The sequence below is a fragment of the Micromonospora sp. NPDC093277 genome (assembly GCF_044765245.1).
In the GTDB taxonomy this organism is placed as follows: domain Bacteria; phylum Actinomycetota; class Actinomycetes; order Mycobacteriales; family Micromonosporaceae; genus Micromonospora.
In genome coordinates this window covers 253,596-265,976 of the sequence record NZ_JBIWJO010000004.1, presented here as the reverse complement: position 1 = coordinate 265,976, position 12,381 = coordinate 253,596, and the positions used below count along the sequence as shown (strand labels likewise).

The following is a 12,381-nucleotide window of genomic DNA, read 5'->3' as shown; positions in this document are numbered from 1 at the left end:
GCCGGCCGGGCCGTCGTACCCCGTCCGGCCGTGGGCCGCCCGCCGACCGGATGGCCGGGCGCGGATCGGGACGCGGGCGGGCCGGCCGGCCGGGACGCCTCGGGCGTCCCGGCCGGGCCGGCGGATTCCGCTGGTCGCACGCTCACCGGCAGGTCACGCCGGGACCTTGGCGGTGGCGTCGACGATCACCCGGAGCAGGTCGACCACGCGCGGGCCCCAGCGCGAGGCGATGTCGTCGTCGAGGGCGACGATCTGGCTGTTCTTCACCGCGGTGATGCCGGCCCAGCCGCTGCGGGCCTTGACCGTGTCGGCCGACTGCTGGCAGCACTTGGTGTCGGAGAGGAAGACGAAGTCGGGGTTCGCCTTGACGATGACCTCCTGGGAGAGCTGCGGGTAGCCGCCGTTCTTGCCGTCGGCGTCCGACGGGTCGGCGATGTTCTCCAGGCCGGCGAGGGCGTAGATCGAGCCGATGAAGGTCTTGCTGGTCGCCGTGTAGAGCTCGGGGCCCAGCTCGTGGTAGTAGGTGAGCTTCTCCGCCCGCTTCGGCAGGCTGCCGGTGAGCGTGGCGATGTCGTCCTTCATCTTCTTGGTGACGTCGGCCGCCTCGCCCGGGTGCCCGGTCAGCGCGCCCAGGTCGGTGACCTGCTGGTACGTGTCGTCGATCGTGGCCGCGGCCGGGGCGAGCAGCACCGGGATCTTCAGCGCGGTGAGCTGGTCGACGATCTTGTTGAGGTCGTTGGCGACCACCACCAGGTCGGGGCTCTTGCCGGCGATCGCCTCGGCGTTCGGCTGGTAGCCGGAGAGGTCGCTCTTCGGCGCCTCCGGCGGATAGTTCGACTGGTCGTCGACGGCGGTGACCTGCCCGCCGGCGCCGATCGCGAAGAGAATCTCGGTCGCGGTCGGCGACAGCGAGACGATCTTCTCCGGACGCTTGTCGAGGGTCAGCTTGCCGACGGTGACCGGGAAGGACGCGGCGGAGCTGCCGCCGGCGGCGGGGGCGTCGTTCGAGGTCTTCTCGGCGCAGCCGCCGAGGAGGAGCGCGCCGACCGCGAGGGCGGCGGCGAAGAGCCTGGGGGTACGTCTGGACATCGGTCCTCCTGTCGGTCGAGGAGCGTGGTGCTTCGCCGACAGGGAGCGCCTCGGCGTACCCGTCCGCGAGGCGCCCTTCCTCGAGAGCGCGTGTCGCGACCCCGCCGCAGGCGACCTGGCTCGTCCCCTGTTCGGCAGCGGCGGCGGGCCGGTGCCGGTCAGGGGCATCACAGTTGCGGGACAGCGCCGGTTTCGCACCGGCTTCGCTGCGGGTTGGTCGGTAGCACGGTAGCGCACGACCAGCGGAGATCACCCGGACGGGAGGGGTGGGTGGGGGGCCTCACGGGGCTGCCCCGGCCGGCCGGCGGCATCCCGACCGGATCGTCCCGCCGGCAAAGATTTTCCATGCGTCGACCCCTGGCGAAAGTTCCCGCCAGGCGCGACAGTGAACGGCAACGATGCCGTATTCCATGGGAGCTGCCATGATCACGAAACCGTTACGCGCGGTCGTCCTCGCGGGCGTGACCGCGCTCGCCCTCCTCGGCACCACCGCACCCGCCCACGCGGGCAACAACCTCCCGACCGGTCCGCACGACGAGCAGATCACCTTCCAGGAGTGGTCGAAGTACCCCGACTGGCGTACCGGCACCCACCAGGGGACGCGGGCCATCCCGGGCCACCGCACCGGAATCACCATCGACCAGCCGGTCGGCACCACCGATTTCACCGACAAGCACGGCGGCACCACCCGCACCTGGGAGTACGCCACCTGGACCTCCCCGGAGCGGGCCGTCGGCTTCGACGCCACCGAACTGGTCGCCTCGTGGAACGCGGAGACCCCGGCCGGCACCTGGATCCAGGTCGAGCTGCACGGCACGTACAACACCGGCCAGCAGACCCCCTGGTACGTGATGGGCCGCTGGGCCTCCGGGGACCAGGACATCAAGCGGGCCACCCTCGACGGACAGGGCGACCCGTGGTCGACCATCTGGACCGACACCTTCTCCGTCGACGACGCCGCGAAGGGCGTGCTGCTGCGGTCGTACCAGCTCCGGCTGACCCTCTACCGGGCGCCGGGACAGTCCGCCGCGCCGCGGGTGTGGATGCTGGGCGCGATGAGCTCGAACGTGCCGGACCGGTTCACCGTCACGCCGAGCAAGGGCGGGATCGCCTGGGGGATCGAGCTGCCCGTCCCGCGCTACTCGCAGAACATCCACGTCGGGGAGTACCCCGAGTACGACAACGGTGGTGAGGCCTGGTGCTCGCCGACCTCCACCGAGATGGTGGTCGAGTACTGGGGCCGCAAGCCCTCGGCCGAGGACACCGCCTGGGTCGACCCGAGGTACGCCGACCCCACCGTCGACCACGCCGCCCGGATGACCTACGACTACGAGTACGAGGGCGCCGGCAACTGGCCGTTCAACACCGCGTACGCGGCCAGCTTCCCCGGCCTGGACGCGCGGGTCACCCGGATGCACTCGCTGGACGAGGTGGAACGCTTCATCAAGGCCGGCATCCCGGTCGTCACCTCGCAGTCCTTCCTCTCGGAGGAGCTGGACGGGGCGAACTACGGCACCTCCGGCCACCTCTTCGTGGTGGTCGGCTTCACCGCCGACGGTGACGTGATCATCAACGACCCCGCCTCGTCGTCCGACGACGCCGTGCGCAACGTCTACAAGCGGGAGCAGTTCGAGCAGATCTGGCTGCGGACCAAGCGGTACCGGGCGAACGGCACGGTGGCCGGCGGCTCGGGCGGCATCGCGTACCTGATCAAGCCGACGAACAAGGCCTGGCCGAACGTCCCCGGCTCGACCAACTGGTGACGGGACGGGCCCGGCACGGTCCCCCCTCGGGACGGTGCCGGGCCCGTTCGTTTCCGGTGCTCGGCCGCCGTGAGGCCGGTGCCGACGGCGGCGGTTGTGCCGACGGGGCGGTTACGCCGACGGGGCGGTTACGCCGACGGGGCGAACGAGGCGGGCTGGGTCGACGTTTCGGCCTTCTCACGGCGGCGCCGGATCGCCCGCACGATCATCGCCACCCAGATCACCAGTGCGGCGACGCCGGCCACGGTGAGCCCGGTGACCAGCAGGTACGTCGACCCACCCGTGGTGGAGTAGACGCCGCCGCGGGCACCCGAGTCGCGCGCCGGAGCGGTGGCGCCCTTGGCCAGCCCGTCCGGGGCGTCGTAGAGGATCACATCGGCACGCTGGGCGCCGCCCTCGGTGGCGACGAAGTTCCCGTGCCACTGGCAGCTGCGGCGGCTGCACTCCTCGTTCACCGCGGTGAACGTGCCCGCCGTCCCGCCACCGTTCTTCGCCTGCCAGGCGGGGGCGAGGTCGGTGGCGCCCATCATCAGTCCGATGGCGGCGATGGCCGGCAGGCCGATCCAGACGAACACCTTCGTCCGCCATCCATTGATCGTGTTAAAGATACCCACGGCGGCGAACCTTAGCGGCAACCCGGCCGCTCGCGCTGCCCCATTTTGCCGTGGCCGTCAGGATTTCTCGTGATCGTCGGCTTTTCGTGACCGCCGGCTCGCCGGCGCCACCCCGCCCCGCCTACTCCTCGCGGTGCTGGTCCGCCGGCTCGGGCTGGTCGTCCCCGGCGAGCGCGGAGCGCAGCCGTTCCTTCTCGGCGCGGCGCCGTTCCGACGCCTCGGCCATCTCCCCGGCCATCTCGTCCCGCCAGCCGCGGAGCAGGAAGAACGAGAGCGCGGCGGAGGAGATCAGGGCCAGCAGCAGCCGCAGGAAGATGCTCATGTCGACGAACCAGAGGGCCGCCAGCACGCCGACGAACAGCCCGATCCGGCCCAGCGTGTACTTGACCGCCGCGCTCACCTTCGTACTCCGTTCTCCGCCGTCGCTTCCGGGGCGGCAGGTTCAGCCCGTCCGCCGGGCCAGCCAGTGGACGCCATGAAACCAGATCACCGCGTAGACCACGGTGAACACCGCCGCCGCCAGCGCGCCGGAGAACAGCGCCGGCAGCCCGGCGGCCAGCCCCGCGGCGAGCAGCCCGGCGAAGACACCGACCGCGACGGCGACCAGGGCCGCCACCACCCGAGCGGCGCCGAACTCCCAGGCCCGGAAGTCGTCCCAGAACAACCAGACCGGCAGGATCACCGCCAGCCAGCCGTTCGTCCGGCCAAAGCCGCCCGCGCCGATCGAGGCAAACGCCCACTCGAAGGCCACCAGCGCCAGCACTCCGATCACCAGGCCGGCGAGACTCACCCCGAGCAGGTCGCCGAGGGTGAGGATGCGCCCCTCGGCATCCCGGCGGGGGAAGCTGCTCCGCTGCTCAGTCATGACGGTTACGAGGGTACGCGAGCCGACGTGGCGACCGCGAACGCCGTACCGCGAGCCCAGGCACGTACGGAACGCCGACCCGTGAAATGTCCCGCTCGGCCGGGCCGGGTCAGTTCAGAGCGACCGAAGGTCCCGCCGCCGCCGCGCCAACATCCGCAGCACCGCGCCGCCGCCGACCAGTGCCGCGCCGGCGATGACCAGGGCACCGATCGCGACCCCCGTACGCGGCAGGGTGCCCCCGGGCGACGGCCGGGAAGGCGACGGGGCACCCGTTGCCGTGGGCGAGGCGGTCGCGGTGGGCGAGGCGGTCGGGCCGGTGCTGCCCGAGGGGGTCGGCTTGGGGGCGATCGAGACGACGATCTGCATGCTCCCGCCCTGCTCGCCTCCCTGACCTTGCCGCGAAGAACCCGGCTGTGCCGTGGACGTCATCGTGACGACGGCCGCCGCGGCGACGTTAGGCCGCTCGACCGCGGCCTGGGCGCCCGTCGCCCAGAGGGCGACCATCGCACCGGCCAGCGAGGCGACCGCTACCGGGCGACGGCAGATCCGGGTCCTGTTCACCACAACTTCTCTCTCAATCCTGGATGTCGACTCCGGCGCGACCACGCCGGCGGAACTCCGGCGTGGCGGTCGGCCGCCCTCCGGCGGCAACGGGCTATCCGCTCGCGCCGGTCGTGCGCCGGCCACCGGCGGCTGCCGGCGTCGGATCTCCGTCCGCCGCGTCGTGGAAACCGCCGTCGCCGGCGGCGATCTCCGCCAGCAGCCGGCGACGGCGTCGCCGCAGGACGAACACCAGGACCACGACCGCGACCAGGACACCCAGGAAGATCAGCAGTCCCCAGGGAACCGCGGACGTCGAGACGGACCGCCTGGCGGTGGATACCGCCTCCTTCTTGTCCACGGTCTCCGGGTTCACCGCCAGGGAGGCGGTGATCGGACCGGCCGGGAACACGCCATGGATCGTGCTGGTCAGCCTGATCTCGGAGTCCGGGAGCAGCTCCGGAATGTCGATCATCTCGCTGTGGCCGAGCCGGACGCCGAGTGGACCCTTGACCTGGATCCGCGCCTTGCCGGTGACCCGGACGTTGCCGAGGTTCGCCACCCGATAGGTGGCGATCAGGTCCCCACCGGGGAACGGGACGAGCGGATTGTCGTACCGCAGCTCCATCCCGGTGATCTGCACGGAGGGCTCCACCGGCCCGCTGACCCGCAGGTAGACCCGGGCGCCGATGCGCCGCTCGATGGTCACCTGCTGCCCTTCCTGGCCGGTCGCCGTCACCGACATCGCGGCGACGACGGCACCGGGATGGTCCCCCGGCTCGGCGTTCGCCGGAACCTTCAGCGTGAACGGCACGTCCAGCCGCTTCCCCGGCGCGATCGTGTACGACCGCTGCGGCAGCCTGATCCAGGCGCCGACACCCCGGGGGTCCTGGCCGGTGGGGAGGAGGGCGAAGGCACCGTCCTCGGTGTTGAACGCGTCGGTGGGATAGGTGTCGAGCGTGATCGGTTCCTTGCCGAGGTTGCTGATGCCGACGTAGTCGATGATCTGCTCGCCGGGCGAGAGGTCGTACACGAAGTGGTTCTTGCCGGTCACCCCCTTCCTGCTCGACGGCTGCACGCTCCACCGAGGCTCTTCGCGGCGCGCCGTGGGCGCGGCCGACGGCTGGGATGCGACGGGCCGCGCCGCGGCGCCGGCGGCGCGCGCGGCACCCGGTCCGGCGACGGCCGGAGCGGCGACGCCGGGAAGGGTCAGGGCTACGACGGCCAGCAGTACGAGCCCGGTACGGAAGAGATCACGATGGCGCATGGGTACGGCTCCGAGAGGGGTTCCGAATAGGACACGCAGCGGATGTACCGCGGACCGGCTGTCCGCGGTACATCCGCTCGCGCTGTTGTCACCCGTTGGTTACCGACGCTCTGATCAGGCGAGGGTCAGGGTGAGGGTGGCGCTGTAGGCGCCCGGCGGCACGCTGTCCGGGATCGACAGGCTCAGACCGGCGTCGCAGGTGAACGTGCCGGCGCTGCTGCCCGTGGTCGAGGTGCACAGCGCACGGGTGTCGCCCAGGTTCGCGGCGGTGCCCGCGGTGACCGAGCCGGAGCCGCTGGCCTTGGCGGCCGACGGGGTCCAGGTGAGGTTCCCGGCCGGGATGTTGCCGGCACCGGTGAAGTCGGTCAGCTGACCGGTCACGTCCCAGCCGGCGTTGGTGCCGCGGAGGTCGGTGACGGTGGCCTGCTTCAGCGCACCGGCGGCGGTGCCGCCGACCTGGCCGCCGGCCAGCACGACCGACGGGGGCTCCGCGATGTCCAGGGTGAAGGCACCCGGGTCGACGTCGGCGGTGATGGTCTGGGCCTTGCTGACGCCACCGGCCGGGCCGTTGACGACCAGCGAGGCCGGGGAGGACGTCGACGCCCCGAAGGAGCTCGGGTCGGCCGGCGTGAACCGGGCGGTCAGCGACCACGAGCCGGCCGGGAGGGTGCTGGTGGTGAGGGTGGCGGTGCCGCCGGAGACGGTGGCGGTGCCGAGCGAGTTGGTGCCGCGGAGGAACTCGACCGTGCCTGCGGCGCTGTTCGGAGCCACCGTCGCGGTGAGGGTCACCGGGGTGCCGGCGTCAACCGGGCTGGCCGGGGAAACGGCGAGCTGGGTGGTGGTGGCCTCGACGACCGGCACCTTCCACTGGTTGCCGTTGACCACGATCTCGGTCACGAAGCGGTCGGGGTGCCGGCCGTTGAGCAGGCTGAAGCACTCCACGACGATCCACCAACGGCCGTTGGCCGGCGCCGAGCCGAGCGCGGTCTGGAAGGACCGGTTCGGGTTGGCCACGACCGGAGCCTGGTCGTAGCCGCCGCCACCGAGCGACGGGGTGAGGTTGGTGAACGGGCCGGTCTCCGCCGGACCGATCCGCAGCGCGGACTCCTCGCCGTAGGTGGTCGGGCACGGCGCGGAGGTGGTGCCGGTGGCGAACATCGGGCTGTCGGTGACCGAACCGCTGGTCTGCGACAGGTTGACGGTGCCGAGCGGCGCGGCGAGCGCCGGGGAGGCGACCGCCACGAGCGCACCGGCTGCAAGGGCGGCACCCGTCGTCAGGGCGGCCGCACGAGCAAGCAGACGCTTACTCATGGATCACTTCCTCTCGTTGAGGGTGGTGACGGACCGGATCAGGTGAGCCGGTCGACGATTAGGTTTTCGATCTGCTGTGACGTTGATGGCAGGTGAATCCCTACGCCGGACATGCGAAAGGGAAACTCTGGGTGCGGTGGCATCAGCCGAACCGCCCATGCACGTAGTCGTACGTTCGGGAATCCTGCGGGTTTTCGAACATGGCGGACGTGGGTCCGTACTCGACAATCAATCCCGGGGTTCCCTGGCTGGCGAGAAAGAACGCGCACTGGTCGGAGACGCGCGCCGCCTGCTGCATGTTGTGGGTGACGATGACAATGGTCACCTCGGCGACCAATTCCGCAATCGTTTCCTCGATCCGCCGCGTCGAGGTGGGGTCCAGTGCCGAGCACGGTTCGTCCATGAGCAGCACCCGGGGGCGTACGGCGAGCGATCGCGCGATGCACAGGCGCTGTTGCTGTCCGCCGGAGAGCGCGCCACCCGGTTGGCGCAACCGGTCGCGGACCTCCTTCCAGAGGCCCGCCTTAATCAGGCATTCCTCGACCAGGTCGTCCAGTTCCCGCCGGCCCGCCCGGATCCCGGTCAACCGCAGACCGGAAATCACGTTGTCGTAGATGGACATCGCCGGAAACGGGTTGGGCTTCTGGAAAACCATGCCGATCTGCCGACGCGCGTCGGTGACCCGGCGCGACGAGTCGTAGATGTCCCGCCCGTCCAGCAGCACCTCGCCGCCGAGCGAGGCACTGGGCACCAACTCGTGCATCCGGTTGAGGATTCGCAGGAAGGTGGATTTGCCGCAGCCGGACGGCCCGATGAGCGCGGTCACCTGGCCGGCCGGCATCGTCAGGGAAACCCGGTCGAGGACCTTACGGTCGCCGAACCAGGCCGAGATGGAGCGGGCCTCCAGCATCGCCAGCGAGTCCGTCACGGCGCCCACCCGAGCGGTCGCCCGGTGCATCACCTCGGTGGCGGCCAGGCCGTCGCCGGCATGGTGGGGGGCGGCCGGCTCGGCCGGCGGGATGTCCACCAGCGTCGGCGCCTCCCCGCCCAGCGGTGTCCCACCGGGCGAGTCCTGCGCGGCATCCGGCCGAGCCGTGGTGTCGTCGATCGGGTGCGTCACCTTGTCCTCACAGCTTCCACGTTGTTCACATCAGGTTGGGCAGTAGGCGGGCGACCTGGTCGGCAAGCGTGAGGCCGAGCGCACCGCAGACGGGCAGTCCGACGATCCAGGCCGGCCAACGCCCGCGCCGGACCCGGATCCAGGTCACCGCCGCCACGCCGAGCAGCAGGGCCTGGCCCCAGAGCACGACCGGCATCCAGGCGTTCTGGTCGACCGCCATCGGTCGCTCGCTGGCCGGCAGCGACGCGGCGCCGAACGCGCGGCGTGCCGCGGGCTGCGCGTCCGAGGACAGTTCGGCGTAGACGTAGAGCAGGTCCTCCGGTGCGTAGACCGGCCCGTTCGCCGTGATCAGGACCAGACGACCGGGCGCCGTCTCGGACGGAGGCGGCGCCTCCTCGCCGGCCCGGCGCAGGGCGATGACGCGGTACTTGTGCTCGCCCTGCCCGGTGATCGCGGTGATCTCGTCGCCCGGCGTCAGGACGTCGAGCGCGCCGAAGGGTCCGCCGTAGAGGAACTTGCGGCCCATGATGATGCTCGTGCCCGCCTGGCCGGGCAGCACGGTGTCGCGGCGGTGCCCCGGGCCCGACTCCAGGACGTCGCCCCCGGTCCCCTCGAAGACGACGGTCCGCAGGCCGACGGCCGGGATTCGCAGCACGACGACCGCGGTCCCGGGCGGCACCACCTTGCCGTTCTCGTCGGTCTGACCGACCGGCGCGGTGGCGTCGGCCAGTTCCTTGCGGAAGTCGGCGTACGCCGTCTGCTGGGACCGCTCGTAGCGCAGTTGGGAGACGACCGTGAGGTGGGCGACGAAGGTGAGCAGCGCGACGGCGAGGATGGTGAGCCCGGCCCCGGAGAGATGGAACACCAGGTGTGCGGGGTCCGAGGCGACCGACTGCGGAGGGCTCACCGGCACCGGGGCCAGCGGACGGCTCGCCGGCGCCGGCGGCGGTGCCGGCGCGGTCACCGCCGGGGCCGGCGGCGGTGCCGCAGGCGGGCGACTTGTCGTCACCGTCATGGTCGTGCTTCTCCCTTGCCCTGGTTCCGCCCCATTGCCGCGCTGGCGCGCGGTACTACCGCTGCTCGTCCGGCCAGATCACCGGCGCGAACCGCGGCCGCCGCCGGGTCGCCATCAGCACACCCGCACCGCCGCCGACCAGCATCAGGCCGGCCCCGACCACCGACGCGATGTCGGCACCCGTCTTCGGCAGGCTGCCGCCGCCGTTGCTGCCGTCACCGTCGCTGTTGTCGTCGTCGCTGTCGGACGGGTCGTCGCCGGAGGCGACGGTGAAGTCGAAGGCCACCGTGTGGGTGGTGCCGGAGAAGACGAGTTGATGCGCCCCGATGGAGATGTCGTCGGCCAGCGTGAAGGCCTTCTCGACCACGCCGTTCGCAGCCGGCACGGTTTCCGTCGTGGTGCCGTCGAGCTGCACCACGACCGGCTCGTCGCCGGTGAACCCGCGGGCCTCGATCTGCACGGTCTGCCCCGGATGCAACGTCGGGTTCGTGCCGAGCTTCTTGCCGTCCTCGTCGGTCACCGTCAGATCGCTGTCCCCGGCCGGTGCGGTGATCTCGTACTGGCGAGGTTGGGAGGTGGAGGCCTTGAACTGAGTCGCGTCGCTCGGCGTGAAGACCGCGGTGAGCGAGTGAACGCCGACTGGAAGGCTCGTGACGCTCGTGGTCGCGGTGCCGTTCTGTACGGTGACGGCCTCGCCCAGCGGCGTGCTCCCGTCGTGGAACTGCACCTTGCCCGCCGCCTCGGTCGGCTGCACCTTCGCCGTGAGCGTGACTGCCGTACCCTGCGGCTTCGGACCCTCCGGCGACACCGTGAGCTCCGTGGTGGTCTGCGCGACGCCGTCCCCGGTGATCTGGTACGGGACCGTGGACTTCGCGCCGGTGAACGCGTTCCGATCCGTCGGAATAAAGTCGGCGGTGAACGTGTGTGCGCCGACCGCGAGGACGCCGCCGCTATTTGAGGTGTTGAACGTGGTGCTGGCCGTGCCGCCGGCGACCTCGAGCGTAACCTTGGTCGTCGTATCGTCGCTGAAAGCGATGCGTCCGACGGCTTCCAGCGGGGTCACCGTCGCGGTCAGCGTGAGCGGAGCGCCCTGCGGCTGCGGACTCGCCGGAGTCACCTCAAGCGTGATCGTGGTTTCCGTCGCACTCGGCGAGGTGATCTGATACGACACGTCCGGCGCGATCGATCCCCCGAAGGAACCGGTCGGATTGAAGATCGCATTCAGTGAGTGCTGGCCCACCGGCAGACCGCTGGTCTTGAACGTGGCGGTGCCGCCGGAGACGGTGACCGGGGAACCGAGCGCCGTTGCCCCGTCGCGGAACTGGATCGAGCCGGTCGCCGCGGGCGGGTTGACCGTTGCGGTCAGGGTCACCTCGCTCTCCGCCACAGCCGAGTTCGCCGGGCTGACCGTGAGCGTGGTGGTGGTCGACGTGTTCGAGCTCACCACCTCCCAGTTCTCACCGGTGACCTTGATCGGGGTGACGAACCGATCGTTGTGCCGGCCGTTCAGCAGGCTGAAGCACTCGACCACCACCCAGTAGGTGCCGTCGGCCGGCTTCGCCCCGAACGCGGTCTCAATCGACCGGTTCGGGTTGGCGGTCACCGGGGCCTGGTCGTACCCGCCGCCGCCGAGCGACGGGGTCAGGTTGGTGAACGGGCCGGTCGGCACGCCCGGACCGATCCGGAGCGCGGCCTCTTCGCCGTAGTCCTTCGGACACGGCTTGGAGGTGACCCCGGTGGCGAACATCGGACTTTCGGTGACCGTGCCGTGGGACTGCGAGAGGTTGACGGTGCCCAGGTCGGCGGCGTAAGCGGGCGTGGCGACCAGCCCCACGAGCATGCCGCCGAGAAGAGCGGCCGCCGAGAGTGCGGCAGCGACCCGGCCACGCCGGGAGACAGACAGGGACATCGACTACTTCCTTTTCGCCGTCGGCGTAGTGGTGCTACTGCTGGAACTTTCGGTCTTCGCGCTGTCGACGGGCGGCTCGGCCACCGTCTCCTCGGCCCACGCCACCTTCGACGGCGCCGGCGCCACCCGACGGCGGCGTACGACGAGCAGACTGATCAGGGCGGCGGCGAGCAGGACTCCGCCGATGACGAGGGCGGCGATGACGAGAGCGGGTCCGCCCGCCGGCAGCCGGTGGGCGGCGGGTGCGGCCTCAACCGTCGACGTCGCCGGATTCGGTTCAACTGAGCCCGTCGGGGTCGGGTCGCCGCTGGCCGTCGGCGACGTGGAGGGCGCGGCGGACTCAGTCGGCGGCGCAGATTCCTCCGGCGGCGGAAGTTGAGCGGGCTGCCCCGACGCCCCGACTCGCCAGCTGCTGCCGGAGACGGTGATCGGCGTGACGAACCGCTCCGGATGGCGACCCGCGGTGGTGCTGAAGCATTCGACGACGATCCACCAGACACCGTCGCCGGGTTTGCGTCCGAGCGCCAGCTCGAAGGAGCGGTTCGGGGAGAAGCTGATCTTCGCCGTGTCGTAGCCGCCGTCGGTGAGCGGCCTGACGAGGTTGGTGAACGGTCCGTTCGGCGGGCCGACCCGCAGCGCCGCGTTCTCCCCGTAGCCAGCGGGGCACGGGGCCGAGGTGGTGGCCTTGGTGAAGATCGGGGTGCTCGTGACGTTGCCGCTCTGCGACGAGAGGGCGACGGTGCCGAGCGGCGCGGCCAGTGCCGGCGCGGCGGTGACGGCGGTGACGCCGCCGGCCAACGCCAGGCTCAGCACGGCCGCCGCCCCAGCGCGTACGCGCCCGGCTGGCCATTCCCGCGAACTCATCGCAACCTACCTCCGGTGAGCGGC

Annotated in this window: 12 protein-coding genes and 1 riboswitch; of the genes, 1 reads left to right on the top strand and 11 read right to left on the bottom strand. The window is 71.2% G+C overall.

The features are described from left to right. Positions 1-153: 153 nt before the first annotated feature. A complete protein-coding gene (locus ACIRG9_RS11525; protein ID WP_402853745.1) occupies positions 154-1,089 on the bottom strand; it encodes an ABC transporter substrate-binding protein in 936 nt (311 codons plus the stop codon). Positions 1,090-1,203: 114 nt separating this feature from the next. Then, positions 1,204-1,291: riboswitch (cobalamin riboswitch) on the bottom strand. Positions 1,292-1,511: 220 nt separating this feature from the next. On the opposite strand from ACIRG9_RS11525, the gene ACIRG9_RS11520 reads away from it, so the two are divergent. After that, the gene (locus ACIRG9_RS11520; RefSeq protein ID WP_402853743.1) at positions 1,512-2,852 is read left to right on the top strand and encodes a C39 family peptidase; all 1,341 of its coding nucleotides are present in this window, start codon (positions 1,512-1,514) and stop codon (positions 2,850-2,852) included. A gap of 128 nt (positions 2,853-2,980) precedes the next feature. On the opposite strand, the gene ACIRG9_RS11515 is transcribed toward ACIRG9_RS11520, so the two are convergent. The 10 genes from ACIRG9_RS11515 to ACIRG9_RS11470 all read right to left on the bottom strand — a co-directional run bounded on the left by ACIRG9_RS11515 (position 2,981) and on the right by ACIRG9_RS11470 (position 12,357). Further along, the gene (locus ACIRG9_RS11515; protein ID WP_402853741.1) at positions 2,981-3,466 is read right to left on the bottom strand and encodes a hypothetical protein; all 486 of its coding nucleotides are present in this window, start codon (positions 3,464-3,466) and stop codon (positions 2,981-2,983) included. A 121-nt stretch (positions 3,467-3,587) separates the two neighbouring features. After that, positions 3,588-3,866 (bottom strand): DUF4229 domain-containing protein, encoded by a 279-nt coding sequence (locus ACIRG9_RS11510; protein WP_402853738.1) that lies wholly within the window; start codon positions 3,864-3,866, stop codon positions 3,588-3,590. 42 nt (positions 3,867-3,908) lie between these two features. After that, positions 3,909-4,331, bottom strand: a complete 423-nt coding sequence (locus ACIRG9_RS11505; protein WP_402853735.1) for a hypothetical protein — start codon at positions 4,329-4,331, stop codon at positions 3,909-3,911. Positions 4,332-4,445: 114 nt separating this feature from the next. Further along, the gene (locus ACIRG9_RS11500) at positions 4,446-4,892 is read right to left on the bottom strand and encodes a hypothetical protein (RefSeq protein WP_402853733.1); all 447 of its coding nucleotides are present in this window, start codon (positions 4,890-4,892) and stop codon (positions 4,446-4,448) included. A gap of 94 nt (positions 4,893-4,986) precedes the next feature. Further along, entirely contained in the window at positions 4,987-6,138 is a 1,152-nt protein-coding gene (locus ACIRG9_RS11495; protein WP_402853730.1) for a WxL protein peptidoglycan domain-containing protein, read from the bottom strand. Between the two features lie 114 nt (positions 6,139-6,252). Beyond that, positions 6,253-7,449 (bottom strand): Ig-like domain repeat protein, encoded by a 1,197-nt coding sequence (locus tag ACIRG9_RS11490; protein ID WP_402853728.1) that lies wholly within the window; start codon positions 7,447-7,449, stop codon positions 6,253-6,255. A gap of 142 nt (positions 7,450-7,591) precedes the next feature. Further along, the gene (gene pstB / locus ACIRG9_RS11485; RefSeq protein ID WP_402854262.1) at positions 7,592-8,359 is read right to left on the bottom strand and encodes a phosphate ABC transporter ATP-binding protein PstB; all 768 of its coding nucleotides are present in this window, start codon (positions 8,357-8,359) and stop codon (positions 7,592-7,594) included. Between the two features lie 235 nt (positions 8,360-8,594). Next, positions 8,595-9,584, bottom strand: coding sequence for a sortase (locus tag ACIRG9_RS11480; RefSeq protein WP_402853725.1), 990 nt, complete (start codon positions 9,582-9,584; stop codon positions 8,595-8,597). A 55-nt stretch (positions 9,585-9,639) separates the two neighbouring features. Continuing rightward, positions 9,640-11,493 carry an Ig-like domain repeat protein gene (locus ACIRG9_RS11475; RefSeq protein ID WP_402853722.1) on the bottom strand — a complete coding sequence of 618 codons (1,854 nt, stop codon included), beginning with the start codon at positions 11,491-11,493 and terminating at the stop codon, positions 9,640-9,642. A gap of 3 nt (positions 11,494-11,496) precedes the next feature. Continuing rightward, positions 11,497-12,357 (bottom strand): hypothetical protein, encoded by an 861-nt coding sequence (locus tag ACIRG9_RS11470; RefSeq protein ID WP_402853720.1) that lies wholly within the window; start codon positions 12,355-12,357, stop codon positions 11,497-11,499. Positions 12,358-12,381 lie beyond the last annotated feature (24 nt).